Source organism: Kitasatospora sp. NPDC017646, assembly GCF_044329365.1.
GTDB lineage: Bacteria > Actinomycetota > Actinomycetes > Streptomycetales > Streptomycetaceae > Kitasatospora.
Genome location: NZ_JBIRJC010000001.1, coordinates 408,414 through 424,709 on the forward strand (window position 1 = coordinate 408,414; position 16,296 = coordinate 424,709).

The 16,296-nt window shown below is 74.5% G+C and carries 16 protein-coding genes; 6 read left to right on the forward strand and 10 right to left on the reverse strand.

The window, feature by feature from the left end; translation table 11 throughout:
• Positions 1-42: 42 nt before the first annotated feature.
• Together ACH4J0_RS02030 and ACH4J0_RS02035 are read right to left on the reverse strand one after the other, a co-directional pair.
• Positions 43-846, reverse strand: coding sequence for a thioesterase family protein (locus ACH4J0_RS02030; protein WP_396235738.1), 804 nt, complete (start codon positions 844-846; stop codon positions 43-45).
• A 170-nt stretch (positions 847-1,016) separates the two neighbouring features.
• A complete protein-coding gene (locus ACH4J0_RS02035; RefSeq protein WP_396235739.1) occupies positions 1,017-1,451 on the reverse strand; it encodes a DUF3592 domain-containing protein in 435 nt (144 codons plus the stop codon).
• Positions 1,452-1,587: 136 nt separating this feature from the next.
• Here ACH4J0_RS02035 and ACH4J0_RS02040 point away from each other — a divergent pair, with 136 nt between their 5' ends.
• Positions 1,588-2,277, forward strand: a complete 690-nt coding sequence (locus ACH4J0_RS02040) for a hypothetical protein (protein ID WP_396235740.1) — start codon at positions 1,588-1,590, stop codon at positions 2,275-2,277.
• 182 nt (positions 2,278-2,459) lie between these two features.
• Here the strand turns inward: ACH4J0_RS02040 and ACH4J0_RS02045 are convergent, their stop codons facing one another.
• Positions 2,460-3,344, reverse strand: a complete 885-nt coding sequence (locus ACH4J0_RS02045) for a winged helix-turn-helix transcriptional regulator (RefSeq protein ID WP_396235741.1) — start codon at positions 3,342-3,344, stop codon at positions 2,460-2,462.
• A gap of 70 nt (positions 3,345-3,414) precedes the next feature.
• Here ACH4J0_RS02045 and ACH4J0_RS02050 point away from each other — a divergent pair, with 70 nt between their 5' ends.
• A complete protein-coding gene (locus ACH4J0_RS02050; RefSeq protein ID WP_396235742.1) occupies positions 3,415-4,689 on the forward strand; it encodes an MFS transporter in 1,275 nt (424 codons plus the stop codon).
• Between the two features lie 153 nt (positions 4,690-4,842).
• Here the strand turns inward: ACH4J0_RS02050 and ACH4J0_RS02055 are convergent, their stop codons facing one another.
• From ACH4J0_RS02055 to ACH4J0_RS02085, 7 genes are all read right to left on the reverse strand, one after another.
• A complete protein-coding gene (locus tag ACH4J0_RS02055; protein WP_396235743.1) occupies positions 4,843-5,553 on the reverse strand; it encodes a hypothetical protein in 711 nt (236 codons plus the stop codon).
• Positions 5,554-5,724: 171 nt separating this feature from the next.
• Entirely contained in the window at positions 5,725-6,513 is a 789-nt protein-coding gene (locus ACH4J0_RS02060; RefSeq protein WP_396235744.1) for a hypothetical protein, read from the reverse strand.
• A gap of 368 nt (positions 6,514-6,881) precedes the next feature.
• Complete coding sequence (locus ACH4J0_RS02065) at positions 6,882-7,580, reverse strand: ribonuclease H (protein ID WP_396235745.1); 699 nt, start codon at positions 7,578-7,580, stop codon at positions 6,882-6,884.
• A 41-nt stretch (positions 7,581-7,621) separates the two neighbouring features.
• Positions 7,622-8,530 carry an MGH1-like glycoside hydrolase domain-containing protein gene (locus ACH4J0_RS02070; RefSeq protein ID WP_396235936.1) on the reverse strand — a complete coding sequence of 303 codons (909 nt, stop codon included), beginning with the start codon at positions 8,528-8,530 and terminating at the stop codon, positions 7,622-7,624.
• 282 nt (positions 8,531-8,812) lie between these two features.
• Positions 8,813-9,991: a macrolide family glycosyltransferase gene (locus tag ACH4J0_RS02075; protein WP_396235746.1), complete on the reverse strand. Its 1,179-nt coding sequence runs from the start codon at positions 9,989-9,991 to the stop codon at positions 8,813-8,815.
• Positions 9,992-10,240: 249 nt separating this feature from the next.
• Positions 10,241-11,146 (reverse strand): oxidoreductase, encoded by a 906-nt coding sequence (locus tag ACH4J0_RS02080; protein ID WP_396235747.1) that lies wholly within the window; start codon positions 11,144-11,146, stop codon positions 10,241-10,243.
• A 158-nt stretch (positions 11,147-11,304) separates the two neighbouring features.
• Positions 11,305-12,351, reverse strand: a complete 1,047-nt coding sequence (locus ACH4J0_RS02085; RefSeq protein WP_396235937.1) for an NAD(P)-dependent oxidoreductase — start codon at positions 12,349-12,351, stop codon at positions 11,305-11,307.
• Positions 12,352-12,635: 284 nt separating this feature from the next.
• Between ACH4J0_RS02085 and ACH4J0_RS02090 the strand changes: the two genes are divergently transcribed.
• The 4 genes from ACH4J0_RS02090 to ACH4J0_RS02105 all read left to right on the forward strand — a co-directional run bounded on the left by ACH4J0_RS02090 (position 12,636) and on the right by ACH4J0_RS02105 (position 16,270).
• Positions 12,636-13,334: a hypothetical protein gene (locus tag ACH4J0_RS02090; protein WP_396235748.1), complete on the forward strand. Its 699-nt coding sequence runs from the start codon at positions 12,636-12,638 to the stop codon at positions 13,332-13,334.
• Positions 13,335-13,350: 16 nt separating this feature from the next.
• Entirely contained in the window at positions 13,351-13,893 is a 543-nt protein-coding gene (locus ACH4J0_RS02095) for a GNAT family N-acetyltransferase (protein ID WP_396235749.1), read from the forward strand.
• Positions 13,894-14,246: 353 nt separating this feature from the next.
• Positions 14,247-14,705, forward strand: a complete 459-nt coding sequence (locus ACH4J0_RS02100) for a hypothetical protein (RefSeq protein WP_396235750.1) — start codon at positions 14,247-14,249, stop codon at positions 14,703-14,705.
• Between the two features lie 206 nt (positions 14,706-14,911).
• Positions 14,912-16,270: an amidase family protein gene (locus tag ACH4J0_RS02105; RefSeq protein WP_396235751.1), complete on the forward strand. Its 1,359-nt coding sequence runs from the start codon at positions 14,912-14,914 to the stop codon at positions 16,268-16,270.
• Positions 16,271-16,296 lie beyond the last annotated feature (26 nt).

Genomic DNA, 16,296 nt, shown 5'->3' on the forward strand with positions numbered 1-16,296 from the left:
GCCCCGGGGCAAGGGGTGGCGCCGCCGGTCTGTCGGCGGGGGTCAACTTCCGGGCATCGGGCGGACGGTGAGGATCTGCTCGGCCCGGCCGACCGGGCCGTGGACGTCGTGCAGCACCGTGCTGGTGACGCCGTGGCCGGACGGGCCGAAGCTGACGCTGGTGTCCAGTCCGGTCCAGCGGCCGTCGGGGCGGCGGTGGAAGTGGATGGTCAGATCGGTGTTGGGGAACATCCACGCGGTGGGCTGCTCCCGGACGGCGATGCCGTTGGCGGTGTCGACCAGGGCGATGAAGGCCGCGTGCGGGCTGCTGGGCTCCCCCGCGACGAGTTCCAGCGGGGTGGACAGCCAGGCGGCGGCGCGGCCGGGGGCGGTGGAGCGGCGGCGCACCTCGACCGAGGCGATGTAACCGCCGCCCCACTGCTCGTTCATCGCCCACGGCTCGAACTCCTCCGGCGCGGGCAGCCGTTCGTCGTGGGTGCCGGCGACGGCGGAGGTGTCCTGCTCGGCCAGGAACCAGGCCCGGGCCCGGACCACGGCCCGGCCGCCGACCGAGGCCACCGCCTCCACCAACTCGATGGTGCGGCCGGGGCGGAGGGTCTCCACCGTGACCTCCAGCTCGTCCAGGGCGATCAGGCCGAGTATGTCGAAGCTGATCCGGGCCAGGGCGAGGCCGTCGCCGGGGCGGCCGGCCCGGTGGCGGTCGATCGCGTGGGCGATCAGGCCGCCCACCGGGCTGAAGTGCTGCTCGTCGGGGTGCCAGGCGCCCTGCGCGTGGCCGGTCGGCTTGTAGCCGTGCTCGCCGGTGCGCTGGTAGTAGCTGTCGGGCGCGGCGGTGGGGGTGGTCAAGGTGCGCTTCTCCTCGGGCCGGATCGCGGTGGTACGGGCGGGCGCCGGGCTCGTGGCGGGCGTCCGCGATCACGATCGTAGGAGTCCGAACGGCCCGGGGAGCTGTGATGCGCCCCACACGCCCCGGCGCGCGCACGCCCTCACCCGCGCTCCGCACCGCCGACGGGGTGTCAGAACAGCAGCACGACCAGGCCGGCCGCGCCCACCGCACAGGCCGAGGACAGCAGCGCGAGCCCGACCGGTCCCGGCGGCGGCGGGCACCGGCGCACCGGATGGACCGCCAACCCGCGCCCGGGGCGGGACGGGTGGTACAGCACGGTCACCTCGCCCCCCTCCTGGTACCGGCCGCCCTCGGGGCGCTCGTCGTGCCGCACCAGCTCGACCGTCCGCCCGTCCGGCAGGCCGTACTCGATGGTCACCCGGTGGCGGTCGTGGCCCTCCGGGGTGGTGTACCGGCGCACCTTCCGCACCCGGCCGACCACGCAGACGCCCTCGCGGCGCAGCGCCCGGTCGGCGCGGCACCCCGAGGCGAGCGCCGCGGAGAGGCCGGCCAGGATCGTCGCCCCGACCAGGAGGAACCCGTCCACCACCCACACGCGGATCAATGTACCCAGCGCGCAAAGAGGTTGAGAAGACGGCGAGCCGGCGCCGCGGCTACGGCGGCACCCCGCCCTTCCCCGGCTACGGGGCTGGCGTCACACTGTCGCGAGCACGAACGGAACCACCGAAAACGGGGGCAGCATGGCCAAGCGGCCGAACAAGAAGCAGAAGAGACCGCTCGCCGCGGGCGTCAGCCGACCGCCGAAGGCCGCCCGGCGGCGGCCCGGCAAGGACGTCCGGCTCGCGCCGCGCACGGTGCGCCGCACGGCGCTCCTGGTCGGGCTGCTCGCGCCGCTGCTGATCGTCGGGCTGCTCGCGCTCGCCACCGATCCGGACTACCAGGCCCCCGGCACCGTCCTCGCCGTCCTGGTGCTGATGGCGGCCGTCGTCGGCCTGATGATGATCCGCAGCACGGGGTGGGTGATCTGGCCGGCCGTCCTCCTCGGCGTGCTGCTCCTGGTGATCCCCACGGCCGCCCTGCGCGCCCAGCTGATCGCCCACCGCGGGGTGGCCACCCGGGTCGTGGTCACCTCGGCCCACAGCGGCAAGGACAGGATGGGCAAGGTGAGCTGGACCTGCGGCATCCGGCGCGAGGACGGCCAACCGCTGCCGCACGGCACCATCGGGGGCACGGGCTGCTCGGGCGGCTCCGTCGGCCGGACCACCACCGTGCTGGCCGACCCGGACGGCTGGGCGCCGCCGGTCACCCTGGACGACGACCTGTCCTTCCGCGGCGCCGGGGTCTACGTCACGGGCGCGGCGGCCGTCCTCTGGGCCGCGCTCACCTTCGGTGCGGCGCGCCGCTCCCTGCGCGGGCGGGGCGGCCGGTAGGCACCGGGCTCCGCGCGCCGTGCCCTGAGGGACGCGAACGCGCGGAGCCGGTGGCCGGTGATCGGAGCGCCGGCAGGTGGCCGCGGTCGCGCGGTCCGTCACCGCCTGCCGGCCTGACCGCTCGACGGCCTGCGGAGCGGTTGAGCGGATGCGCCCCGGCCGGGCCGGGGCCGCACCCGTCGTCACCCGCCCCGCAGGCCGTCGAGCAGGGCGAGGGCGTCCTCGACCGAGCCCGCCGGGTCGGTGACCGGGTAGAGGGCGCCACGGACGGTGCGGTCGGCGTCGAGGACCAGGGTGAGCCGCTTGAGGCGCTCGACGCCGGCGGCGCGGAAGGTGGGCAGCCGCAGGGCGGCCGCGAGTTCGAGCCCGGCGTCGGAGAGCAGCGGGAACGGGATCCGCGCGTGTTCGCCGAACGCCGCCAGCTGGTCCGGGCGTTGGGTGCTGACGCCGTGGACGGCGGTGTCGCGGGCGGCGAACTCGCCCATCCGGTCGCGGTAGGTGCAGGACTCCAGGGTGCAGCCGGGCGCGCCGGGGACCTCTCCCCAGCCGGGCGGGTAGTCCAGGCCGCCCGGGGCGTAGGCGCCCGGGTAGCAGTAGAGCACCGTCCAGGCGCGGTCCGCGGCGACCGGGTCGGCGCGTCCGCCGGAGGCGGCGTCGAGTTCGAGGACGGGCAGCCGGTGACCGGTGAGTGCCAGCACCCGGCGGGTCTCGGCGGAGTCGGGGGCGCTGGTACCGGTGAGCGTGCCGTCGCCCAGGACGTAGCGTCCGCCCCAGTCCTGCAGGGCGACCAGTACGGGCAGCAGGCCGCGGCCCCGGTCCGTCAGGTGGTACTCGTAGCGCGGCGGGTGGGGGTGGTAGAGCCGCTTCTCCAGCACGCCGTCGGCGACCAGCGCCTTGAGGCGTTCGGTGAGCACCTTGCGACTGATGCCGAGTCCGTTCTGCAGGGCGTCGAACTGGTGGGTGCCACCGGCGACGTCCCTGATCAGGAGCAGGGTCCAGGTGTCCCCGACCACCGCCAGGGCCTGGGAGATCGCGCAGTCGGGGTCAGCCGCTTCCGTGTGCCGCATGATCAACCATTATAGTGAGTTCCCAAAGGGAACTTACTCGGTCGCCCGGACCGGTGACGAAGGGGTGGACGTGACGGAGACGGTGGGCACGACGGGAACGACTTACGCGGTAAGGCCCCGCCGACGCCGAGGCGGCGGGGCGGCGGCGGCCTTCTGGCGCTACTGGACGGCCTCGACGGTGAGTCGGCTCGGCGACCAGGTGACCACGGTGGCGCTGCCGCTGATCGCGGTCGTCACCCTGCACGCCTCGGCCTTCGAGGTCGGCCTGATCACCGGCGCCGCCTACGTCGCCTGGTTGCTGATCGGACTGCCGGCCGGCGTCCTGGTCCAGCGCCTCCCGCTGCGCGGCACCCAGGTCGCGATGGACCTGGTCCGCGCGGGCGCCGTCGCCTCCGTCCCGCTGGCGGCCGCCCTCGGGGTGCTGGGGCTGGCGCAACTCGTCGTGGTGGCGCTGCTGGTCGGATTCGCCGGCGTGCTCTTCGACGTCGGCAACTCCACCTTCCTGCCCACCGTCGTACCCAAGGAGCAGCTGACCGCCCGCAACAGCCTGGTCTCCGGCAGCATCGCGGCCACCGACCTGGCCGGACCCTCCCTGGGCGGCGTGCTGGTGCAGCTCTTCGGCGGCGCGGCCTCCATGCTGCTGGACTCGGTCAGCTACCTGGCCTCGGCGGCGCTGCTCGGCAGTCTCCCGCCGGCCGGGCAGTCGGCCGCCCGGCCGACCGGCGGCGCCGGGATGCGCGAGCAGATCCGCGAGGGCTGGCGGTTCGTCGCCCGGCACCCGGTGATCCGGCCCTGCGTCGCCGACGCCACTGCCGTGAACTTCGTCTGCGGCGGCCTGATGACGCTCACCCCGGTCTTCCTGGTCCGCACCCTCGACGCCCCGGCCGCCGCCGTGGGCGCCCTGATGGCCACCGGCGGCCTCGGCAGCCTGCTGGGCGCGGCCGCCACGCCCCGCCTGGTGTCCCGCTTCGGCGGCGGCCCCGCGCTGCGCTGGGCGGCCGTGGTCTCCACCCTCTTCGCCCTGCTGCTCCCGGCGGCCGGATCGGGCTGGGGCGCCCTGGTCTTCGCCCTCGGCAACGCCGGGTTCTCGGCCGGGGTCGTGGTCACCAGCATCGTGACCCGCACCCACCGGCAGACCCAGACCCCGCCGGAACTGCTCTCCCGGGTGATGGCCACGGTCCGTTTCGTCTCCTGGGGCGCCATCCCGGTCGGCGCCCTCGCCGCTGGCGCCGCCGCGGCGGCCTGGGGACCGCGAACCGCGCTGCTGCTGGTCGCGACCGTCAGCGTGGCGAGCCCGGCGATCCTGCTGGCCAGCCCGGTCCGCCGGATGCGCGAGCTGGCCTGAACCCCGAGGCGTTCGCGGGCGGGCGCGGCGACGGACCGAGCGGCTGGGGACCGGGGAGTGCGAGGACGGCGGCGCCGTCGGCGACCGCCGACGAGCGGCGAGGTGGATCACCCGACGCCACGCGCCCGTCCGACGGGGACCGTCGGCGCCGCGCTACAGTCCGGCCGGCCAGTTGTAGCCGCTCGGCACCGTGACGGCGGCGTTCTCGGCGGCCGTGCCGTAGACCAGGGCGATCTCGTCGTGGGCGTTGAGCGGGATCGCCGCCGGGTCTCCCGCCACCGCCTTGCCGTTGACGTACGTCGTCAGGGTGTGGGTGGCGTCGGTGTGCAGTCCGCCGAGGTGGTCGGCGGAGGTGGAGACCTGCCATTCGGTCAGGAACTGGCCCAGGCTGAAGTCGGCGCTCACCGGCGACTCGACGTGGATGACGCCGGTGGTGTCGTGGGTGTGCAGCGGGCTGATCTTCTGGGCGCTCTCGTCGATGCCGACCAGCGCGGGCACCGTCACGGCCCGCCCGTCGGCGTACACGTCGAGGTGGGTGTGGATGTGCAGGGCCGTGCCCTCGGCGCCGAGCATCGGCAGGCCGGCGGCCTTCACGGCCGCGGCGACGTCTGCGGGTGCGTCCCAGGGCGGCGGGGTGGTCCGGCCCTCGGCGGTGGTCCGCGGGTGCGCCGGTACGCCGCTGGGCGCGGTGGAGTCCTGGTTGGTGGCGATCACGACGGCGATCCCGCCGATCACGACGAGCACGAGCAGGCCGATCAGGCCGCCCACCAGCCACCTCCGGGCCCGCGCGTGGCGGACCTCCGCGGCCCGGAGCGCGGCAACGCGGGCCCGCCTCCCGGACGGCCCGGGTTTCTGCGCTGACATGGGTGCGGGCCTCCTCGGTCGAGGTAGCTTCCCTCTCAGCCTGGCAGAGTCCGCAGCTCCCAGCGCGCCGAGCCCGATGGGGCCACGTACGACCACCGCACGGTCACCGCAGGTGATCGAGAAGGCGTCGGCCCCGGCCCCCCGGTTGGGGAGCCGGGGCCGGGACCGTGGTCAGCGCTGGCCCGGGTATCCCTGCTGGCCCGGCTGGCCCGGATAGGGCACGTTCGGGACCTGCGGCGGGTACGGCTGGGCCTGCGGCGGCACCTGGGCGCCCGGCTGCGGCGGGTACGGCTGGGCCGGCGGGTAGGCCTGCGGCGCCGGGTACGGCTGACCCTGCGGGGCAGCGTGCGGGGCGGGGTAGGGCTGCTGCGGCGGGTACGGCTGGCCCTGCGGCGCACCGAAGCCCTGCTGCTGCGGGATCCCGGGCTGCCCGGGCATCGGCTGGCCCGGCATGGGCTGCCCCGGCATCGGCTGGCCCGGCATGGGGTAGCCCTGGCCCTGCGGGGTGTCGAACGGCTGCGAGCTCGGGTCGATCGACCCGGGCGGGAAGGCGGCGCTCAGCTGGTCCATCTCGGCACGCCAGATGCGGTGGATGTTCAGGCGCGTCGGGCTGCTGTTGCCCGGCAGCTGGATGTACATCGAGCTCCAGATGCTCGCCCGCTTGACCCGGTTGACCGGGAAGGCGTGCCGCGGGAAGGCCGCGACGACGTCGCCGGGGCGGTTGTTCCAGCGGTTGGCCGAGTTGATCACCACGTGGCTGTTGGTGAGCGTCAGGAAGTAGTACCTGCGGGTCAGCACGATGATCAGGCCGACGAGCGGAATCTCACCGAGCGCGGCGGCGAGCCACGGGCTGGGCCCGCTCTCCGCGTGCACGCAGGCGATGAAGGTCTCGCCCGGAGGCGCCACCTGCGAGAGCTTCTCGATGACCTGGGCCTTCTGCTTGGCCCGGAGGAATGCCATGTCTTCTGTACCTCTTACCCCGTCGTGTCCGCCGACTCGGTGCGGCGGGAAATCGGCTGAGGTTAGCAGGTGGTGATGACACTTCGAGCACCCCCGTCCCCGTGGTCCTCGGCGCCCCGCCGGGTCGCGGCCCGGCGGGGCCGAGTCGGCACACGGAGCGTCCAGGGGCGGCTTGGGAAGCCGGCGCTACCCCCTCCCCCACCCTCCCCGCGGCCGCCGTCGGTGCGGCCCTCGGCACGCGGGGCCGACTCCGGGTCGTCCAAGGGGTGGCCGGCCAGGGCCGGTTGACGGATCGGGGGCGAGAACCGGCCGCGGGGGTCGTGTTCTCGGCCCGATCGACTAAAGGAGGGGTCAAAAAACCGTGTGGCTCAGGCGTGGGCGGCGGCGCACTCCGGGTGGCCCCAGCTGCTGCCCACCTTGGTGATCTTGTCGCCCTTGGCGTACGGGCGGCTGCACGGGCAGGTGCCTGAGAAGCGGGCGTTCAGGGTGCGGGAGCCACCGCCGCGCTTGGCGGTGCTCGTGGTGGCGGAACCGGCGCTGCGCGCCCTGGGGGCCTTCGGCGCCTTCGCGGCCGCGGCCGGGTCGGGCACCGGCAGGTCGGCGGCCGTGCCGGCAGCGGCCTGCTGGGTGCGGGCGGCGTCGCTGGCGGCCTTGTCGGCGACGGCGTTCAGCGGGTCGCCGTCGACCTGGTGGGCGGGGACGTACACGAAGGTGACGTCCCGGCCCTCCAGGAGTTCGTCGATCCGCTGGATCAGTTCACGGTTGGCCACCGGCTTGCCCGCGGCCGTCTTCCAGCCGTTGCGCTTCCAGCCCTTGAGCCACTTGGTGACCGAGTCGCGGGTGTAGGTGCTGTCGAGCCGCACCTCCAGCGGAACGGCGGGGTCGGTGGCGGACAGCAGTTGCTGAAGCGCCGTCAGCTCGCCGATGTTGTTGGTGCTGTGCCCGAGCGGCCCGGCCTCCCAGCGCTGGGGCACCCCGGCGCCGTCCGCCACCACGTAGGCCCAGGCCGCCGGACCCGGGTTGCCCTTGGCTGCTCCGTCACACGCTGCAATGACTCGTTCGACCATGCCCCGATCATGCCTGGTCAGGCGGCCGGTCGCCAAAGTGGTCACAGGCGCAGCAGCGGGAGCAGCAGCGCGGCGGCCCAGCTGAAGTTGGTGGAGTTGCGGCCCCGGCCGGTCAGCGGGTCGTAGTTCTCCCGCACCGGCCCGTCGGAGCCGAGCCCCTCGGCGGTGGCGAGCAGGCGCTCCACGGCCTGGCGGGCGTCCTGGGTCCAGCCGTGGCGGCGCAGGCCCTCGATCGCGAAGTAGGTCTGGTCGAGCCAGGCCGGACCGCGCCAGTAGCCGGCCGGATCGAAGGAGGCCGAGCTGCGGGCGACGGTCAGGAAGGGCATCGAGGTGCCGAACTCCGCCGGGTCGAGCAGCAGGGCGCGTACGTACCGGCGGTCGACGGAGCGCTGGGTGAGCGACCAGCCGAGCAGCGTTCCCCGGGCGTCCCGGTTGGGGACCACGCCGGCGGTGTCGAAGCGCGGGGCGTTGTCCATGCCGGACTCCCAGGCGGCCGCCTGGCGGCAGTCCTCGGGGGCGGCGTTGGCCGGGTCGACGGTGGCGCCGTACTCGCACAGGCCCTCACCGAGGTGGTCCCGGGTCCGGTACCACCAGCCCTGGTAGGCGGTGAGCTTGGGGAGCAGTTCGCGCAGGAAGGCGCGGTCGCCGCTGTGCCGGTAGACCTCCCAGACCGCCCAGGCGGCCAGCGGGGGTTTGGAGTTGCGTTCGTTCCAGTTGCCGCCCCCGGTGCTCGGGTCGTTGTAGAAGACGCAGTCGGGGATCATCCCGGCGTCCTGCGGGCGGTCCGGGGAGTCGGTGGGGATCTGGTGGTCGAACATGGCCCGGATCTGGTCGGCGGCGAGGCCGGGGGCGAACAGGGCGGTGCCGACGGCCTGTTTCCACGTGTCCCAGGCCCAGGCGCCGTTGAACCACTTGTTGCTGAGCGAGGGGGTGACGGCGTCGTGCCGGATCCGCCCGCCGGGGCTGCCAGGGGGCCGGCCGTGGCGAGCGCGGAGGCGGCGAGGAAGTGGCGGCGGGTCAGCGGGTTCATGCGGGCTCCTCGGTGGCGGGCAGGCGGGTGGGTCGGTCCATTCGTGGGCATCCCTTCAGCACGCCGCCGAGCAGGTCTGCCCGCTTCGCGCCCACCGGCAAACAGGAGTTCCCCGACCTCACGGCCACCAGCGGGGTGGAACGCATCCTCGAACGGCTGCCCCCGCGTGCACGTCGCCCTCCGGTCGACGCCCGGTGGGCGGCTACCGGAGGTGACCCTCGATCAGGTCGGCGCCCCGGGCCGCTCCCCCACCCCGCCGGACGGCCCGGCGCATCTCCGCCAGATCGGCGCGCACCGCCGGATCCGAGGTGACCCGGTCGATCGCCACCCTCAGTGCCTCGGGGTTCGCCGTGTCGGCGTCGTCCAGGCGCTCGCCCAGCCCGAGTTCCACCAGACGCCCGGCATTGGCGTCCTGCTCGGGTGTCCGGGGGACGGCGACGATGCCGACCCCGTAGGTCAGCGCCTCCATCACCGAGTTCATCCCGGCGTGGGACACGAACGCGGTGGCCCGGCGGAGCACCGCCAGCTGCGGGAACCGCGACCGCACCTCCACCCGGTCGGGGGCGGCGCCCAGCCCGGCGCGGGCCGCACCGCCCGTGCTCAGCGCCACCTGCCACGGCCGGTCGGCCACGGCCGCCACGCAGGCACGGTAGAAGTCCGGGTGACCGTCGACCACGGTGCCCGATGACACGTACAGCAGCGGCGCGTCCGGATCGCGCGGCGACCACTGCTCGGCCTGCTCGCGCGATCCCATCGACGGGCCGAGGAAGTGGAACCGGGCGTCGAAGCTGTCGACGGCCGGCTGGAACTCCCGGGGCACGAACACCAGGTTGAGCCCGTCAGTCACCGTCATGGTGTCGTCGGGACCGAGCGGGACGCCGTACTCGGCGGCGAAGGCCGCGCAGTCGTCGGCGAGCGAGGCGAGCGCCGGATCGTCGGCGTCGATCCCCTCAGTCAACTGCCGGTCCAGCGAGTACGTCTCGTTGGAGGCGAGGTCGGGGAAGCACTGCACCCCTGGAATGCCGAGGCTCCGGGCGGCGATCCGGCCCGGCCAGTTCGTCGTGTCGTAACAGATCGCGTCCGCCCCCTCCGACGCACAGTGCTTCCGCAGCACCGGGTACGTCGCGCTCAGCGCCGCGAAGTAGTGACGCAACCAGCCGGCCACGGCCGCCGGGCCGATCGTCGCCGGCGGGGTGAACGGCGGCGGCGACGGCAGTTCCAACCAGCGCGCACCGGCACCGGAGACGGCGGCGGCATGCGCTGCGCCGGTGGCGTACACCACCTGGTGCCCGCGCCGTACGAGTTCCTCGACCAGCGGCAGCATCGGGTTGATGTGCCCGTGTCCGGTCAGGGTCACGAAGAGCAGATTCTTCCTCGGCATAGCCGGCACCCTGCCCGGAACACGGACGTAGCGCCATCACATTCCGCCCAACTGCTCTTGCCAATCAAGGACTTCGGCGAGCCACGACCATGACGGCCCACATGGGGGACAGCCGACCGATCGTGACGCAGGCGTACCGATTCGCGCTCGACGCGCGACGGGGCGTCAGGTCGCCGCGCGGTTGCGTCAGGCCGGGGCGGCCCCGCCCTGACGGCCCACGGAGCAGGATCCGGTGCGCTGGACGGGCGTTCAGCTGCCCGCGGCGCCCGGCCCGTCGAGGAGGGTCAGCTCCTCCTGGGTGAGGCGGAGGGCGCCGGCGGCGATGTTCTCGGCGAGGTGGGCGGGATCGGTGGTGCCGGGGATGGCCAGCACGTGCGGGCCGCGGTGGAGGGTCCAGGCGAGCCGCACCTGGGCGGGTGTCGCGCCGTGGGCCCGGGCGACCGTGTGGACCCGCGCGTCCCGTTCCCGGACGGCGGCCGCCTCCCGCCGCAGACCGGCGATGGCGAAGTACGGGACGAAGGCGGTGCCCTGCTCCCGGCACAGGTCCACGATTCCGCTCCCGTCGGCGCGGCGCCAGTCCAGGCCGTAGGAGTTCTGCACGCAGACGACGGGCGCGATCGCCCGGGCCTCGGCGACGTGCTCCGGCCTGACGTTGGAGAGCCCGAGGTGCCGGACCAGGCCCGCCTCTCGCAGCTCGGCGAGGGCGCCGAAGTGCTCGGCGATCGACGCCATGTCGACGCCGTTGCGGCGCAGGTTCACGACGTCCAGGTGGTCCCGGCCGAGCTGGCGCAGGTTCTCCTCGACCTGACCGCGCAGCTGGTCGGGACGGGCCATCGTGTACCACTCACCGGAGGGGTCACGCCATGGACCGACCTTGGTCACCACGACGACGTCGTCGTTCCAGGACGCCAGGGCCCGGTTGATCAGCTCGTTCGCGGAGCGCCGGGGCGAGAAGTAGAACGAAGCCGTGTCGACGTGGTTGACGCCCTGCTCGAACGCGCTGTGCAGCAACCGCACTGCGGCGGCGCGGTCGATCGGCGTGCCGTCGGAGTTGCCCATCATGCCGTTGCCGGTCAGCCGCATCGCCCCGTACCCGATGCGGTTCACCTCCAGGTCGCCGAGCTTCCAGGTTCCTGCCGCCGCCGCTGCGCTCATCGTGCTCCTCCGCCTCGTTGGTTCGTGAGGTTCTGGAGTATGGGCCGGTCAGGGGTGCCGGCGACAGGCCGACGGGCTGGGCCGAACGTCACATCCCCAGCGGGAACGATCCTCGTCCGCCCGGCCGTTGGACCTACCGTGGATGCGCTCCTGCGTCCTCAGGTCACCACCGGAATGCCGTCCGGACGGCCGGCGAGCAGGGCCGCGACGTGGTCCGCGCAGCGCAGTGCCGCCTCGGCCATGGCACTCCTTGTCATCCCGGCGACGTGCGGGGTGAGTAGGGCGTTGGGCAGGCCGAGGAGCGGTGAGGCGAAGGCGGCGTGCTCGTGGGCGAAGGTGTCGACGGCCGCGGCGGCCGGTGGCCGGGCCGGGTCGCGCAGGGCGTCGGCGAGGGCCTGTTCGTCGACGATGCCGCCCCGGGAGGTGTTCAGCAGGACCGCCCCGGGCCGCATCCGCGCGAGTTCCGCCCGGCCGATCAGCCCTGCGGTGTCCGGGGTGAGCGGGAGGTGCAGCGACACCACGTCGCTGGTGGCGAGCAGGGCGTCGAGGGATCCGACCCGGCGCACCGGCGCGTAGGTGGGGCGCCGCGCGTAGCCCTGGACGGTCATGCCCAGCGCCGTGGCCCGTTCCGCCAGCGCCAGACCGATGCGCCCCAGCCCGACGATGCCCAGGGTGAGGTCGGACAGTTCGACCGCAGGGGCCGTCGGCGCACTCCAACGGCCTTGGTGCGCGGCATCGTTGTACGGGGCGATGGTGCGGGTCAGGGCGAGCAGCTGGGCGAGGGCGAATTCCGCGACGGCGTTCGCGTTGGAGCCCGGGGTGTGGGTGACGGCGACCCCGTGCCGGGCGGCGGCGGCCAGGTCGACGTGGTCGGTGCCCGCCCCGGCCCGTCCGATCACGCGCAGGCGGTGGGCCAGCGCACGGTCGGTCGCCGCCGCGAGGAGTGCGGCCCGCAGCGGGACGCCGGCACGGGACTTGAGCGCTTGGTACCCCTGCCCGCCCCGTCCCACCTCCTCGATCAGCGCCTCCTCGTCGAACAGGTCGACGTCGGTGAACTCGACCCGGTCCGCCCATCGGTGCGCCACCCCCGCCCGGTCCTCCACCCGCCGCAGGTTCAGCGTGACGGCCAGCCCGTGCGAGACCAGGCGTTCCAGCTCACGATCGAGCAGCTCCCCCGGCGCCGCGTCCAGCAGCAGGACCCGCATCCGCTCCACGCCCCCTTCCACTCCGCCGGGATCAGCATGGCATGGAACGCGGAGACCGGATCGAGGAGTTCGTGGGCGCCGGTCGGGTCGATCCCCAGCTGCGGCCGACGCACCCCGTCGTCGCCGTCGGGCGTCGGGCGCGCGGAGAAGGCGCAGCCGTCGGCGACGGGCGACATCGGAAACTTCCACCGCTCCTACCGCCGGCCTCCACAAGCCGTCCGGCACGGCAAAGGATCCGCCCCCGCCCCGTCCGTCCCCGGTCCGAGCTGGCAGGATCTGCCGCCATGACGCACTACGAGACGTCCCGGCCGGGGCAGCAGCGCCACCGGGAACGCCGCGCCGGGAAGGCCGGGAAGAACGACACGCCGTGGCCGCGACGGCCGCTGCTGACGGCCCTGTGGATCCCGGCCGCCGCCGTGCTGCTCCCGGTCGGCGGGGCGCTCGGCGCGTTCGGCGCGTGGTTCTTGCTCCCGTCGCTGGCCATGGTCCTCACCGGGGCGATCGGGCTGATCTACGCCCTGGCGTGCCTGTGCCAGTCGGGGGCGCTGCGGGTCGTGGCACTGCTCCTGACGATCGCCCCGATGATCGCCGTCCCGCTGCTGAGCCTGAACACCGCCCAGTCCACCGTGCTCTCCATGCGCGGCACGATCCACCCGGGCACCGTCACCGACGTCAAAGTGACCCACGGCAAGGGCACGAGCTACACCTGCTCCGTACGGTACGACGAAGCCCCGGGCCGCATCCGGTCCGTCCGCTGCGGCTCCGGCGACTCGGCGGGCGAGCAGGTCAGCGTCACCGAGGACCCGGACGGCCTGGTGGACCCGGAGTTCACCGCGGAGGCCGAGAACCCGCGGTTCGACCTCGCGATGGTCGGCTCCGCCGACGCCTCGCTGCTCGTCCTCTCCGGTGCCACGGCCGGCCTCGGCGCCCTGGTCCACCTGCTGCGGAAGCGCCGCAATCCCGTTGCGCAGGCGGCGGGGTAGCGGAGATCCTCCCTGGATGGAGCCAGCAGAGCAGGAAATCGCCCTGGGTGAGGTGACGCTGCGCCGTTTCCGCGGCGAAGCGGACTTCCCCGAGTTCTTCCGGGTCATCGAGGAGTCGCTGGAGCACCTGCGGCCGTGGATGCCGTGGGTCGCCGAGCACAGCGAGGCCAAGACCGCCGCGTTCCTGGCGGAACGGGCGGAGCTGTGGGAGAGCGGGAAGGACTTCACCTACGCGATCCTGCTGGACGGTGCGATCGTCGGCGCCTGCGGGCTGTTCCGCCGTGAGGACACCGAGGAGAACGGCCGGGAGATCGGCTACTGGCTGCATCCCGCCGCCACCGGCCGCGGCATCGCCACCCGCACGGCCCGGGCGCTGGCCGAACAGGCCTTCCGGCTCCCCGGCGTGGACTTCGTCGAGATCGTGCACGACCCGGCCAACCTCGCCAGCGCCGCCGTCCCGGCCCGGCTCGGCTTCACCGAGTACCGACGCCGCCCCGCCGAGGCGCTCGCCCCCGCCGAGACCGGCGAGGAGCAGATCTGGCGTCTCCGACGCGGCTGACGGGCCGTGGGCCCGACGGTCCGCCGCCGTGGGGGAATGCGTGCGGACCGCCGGGCGACGCCGGACGAACGGGACGATCCGGCCGGACGCCGTGGGAACGAACGCGACCGGAGACTACCGTCCCCGCGCGGAGCGCCCCATCTCGAACCCCGCGTGCCGGCCGCACACCCTCTTGGCGCGGCCTCACGCGTTCGCTCCCACGCCCAGGAGACCGCCCGGCGGGCGGGCGGATAACACTTTTTCCTTCCGTCCTCCCTCCGCCCGCTCCTGCCCCGGTGATCGTCTAGTCTCGGCTGCGGCCGGCGGCGACCGGGACCTCGGCCCGCCGCCAGCTCCCGGTGAGAGGCGCCACCGTGCCGAACGCACCCGTGATCCGCAGTGACGTCCCCGGTTCCTTCCCCTGGGCCGTCTTCCACGAGCGCCACCCCGAGCTCATCCGGCGGGTCCTCGACGCGCTGCCGTACGGCCCGGCCGAGCGGGCCGCGGCCGAGCGGCTGCTCGTGGAGAGGACCACCGGCCTGCTGGAGCCGCCGGGCGAGGACACCCCGGACGCCGCCCGGTGGCGGGAGCGGGGCGGCCGCGTGTGGGGCAGGCCCTGGGGCGAGGCGCCGTTCCTGTGGGCGGAGAGCTACTTCTACCGTCGACTACTCGAGGCCACCGGGTACTTCCGGCCCGGCCCGGCGCCTGGCGATCGTCCGGCCGATCCGCTCGGCCCACTGCGCGGCCCCTCCGCCCCGCACCCGCGCATGGAGGGCGGCCAGCCTGCCGACCTCGGCGGCGGACGCTTCGCCGAGCTCCGCCGTGACGGGTAGCGGGCGGCGGTCCGGCACGGGCCGGTAACCGGCGAACGGCAGTTGAGCATCCGACACGTGCTGCCTCACAACGTCTCGACCGGATAGGCTGCTTGACCGGCCCTGCGCTCGTCGGCACACGCTCGACCGTGCAAGGCACTGCGGCCGGTCGGACTCAACCGTACGAGTCCCGGCCCAGGACCGGAACCAGCACGAAGGAGCCCCCCATGGCCGAGCCGGAGACCACGGGCCGGGGCCTCGCCCACGAGGTCGTGTCGGCGGCACTGGAGCGGGCCGCGGCCGCCGAGCACCTCAACGCGTTCATCACGCTGGACGCCGAGGGGGCACTCGCGGAGGCGGCCCGCCGTGACGCCCGGGGCGGCGGGCCGGCGCCGTGGTGCCTCGTCGTCAAGGACAACATCCATGTCGCGGGCCTGCCCAACACCGCGGGCACTCCCGCGCTCACCGGCTTCGTCCCCGACGCCGACGCGCCCGTCGTCGCGGCGCTGCGTCCGGCGGGAGCGGTGGTCCTCGGCAAGGCGAACATGCACGAGCTCTCCATGGGCGCGACCTCGTGCAACCACACCTTCGGCGCCGTCGGCAACGCCGCCGACCCGGCCCTGTTCGCGGGAGGCAGCAGCGGCGGTACGGCCGCCGCGGTGGCGGCGGGGGTCGCGGAGGCCGGGCTCGGCACCGACACCGGCGGTTCCGTCACCATCCCGGCCGCGCTCAACGGGGTCTACGGCCTGCGTCCCACCTCCGGGCGCTACCCCTCGGCGGGGATCACCCCGCTGTCCGCCACCCGGGACACCCCCGGGCTGATGGCCCGCACCCTGGGCCGTCTCACGGCACTGGACGCCGTCGTCACCGGGGAGACCGCACGGCCCGGGGACCGGGGCCGCCCGCTCCGGCTGGGCCTGCCGCGGCACGTGTTCACCGAGGACCTGGAGGGCCCGGTCCGCACCGCCTGGGAGGCGGCCGTCGACCGCCTCACCGCGGCCGGGGCCCAGTGGGTCGCGGTGGACACCGCCCACCTGGCGGAGTGCGACGCCCGGATCGGGTTCCCGCTCGTCTTCGGCGAGTTCGCCGCCGCCCTCGGCCGCTACCTGGACGAGCACCGCACCGGGCTCACCCCCGCCGAGGTCCTCGACGCGGCCGGGGACCCGGCCATCGGGGAGATCCTGAAGGCCACCGCGCTGCCCACCGGCCCCGGGTACCCGGGGCCCGCCGCCCTGCACCGGGCCCTCGCGGAGCGCCGCGCCCTCCAGGCGGCCTACACCGGGCTGTTCACGGCGAACGGCCTGGACGCGATCCTGAGCCCCAGCGTCCCGGTGTGCGCCCGGCCGCTCCACCGGCACGAGGACTCGCTGCCCCTCAACGGCCGGGACGTGCCGACCTTCCACACCCTGATCCGCAACACCTCACCCGCGGCCACCGCGGGACTGCCCTCGCTGACGCTTCCCCTCCCCGTCACCGCCTCCGCCCCCGTCGGCCTCCAGCTCACCGGCCCCCGGACGGCCGACCGGGAGCTGCTGGCCGTGGGCGCGCGGATCGACGCCGTGCTGCGACCCGCCGTGGCGGGTTGAGGCGGATCAGCCGCACGGCCCACCCG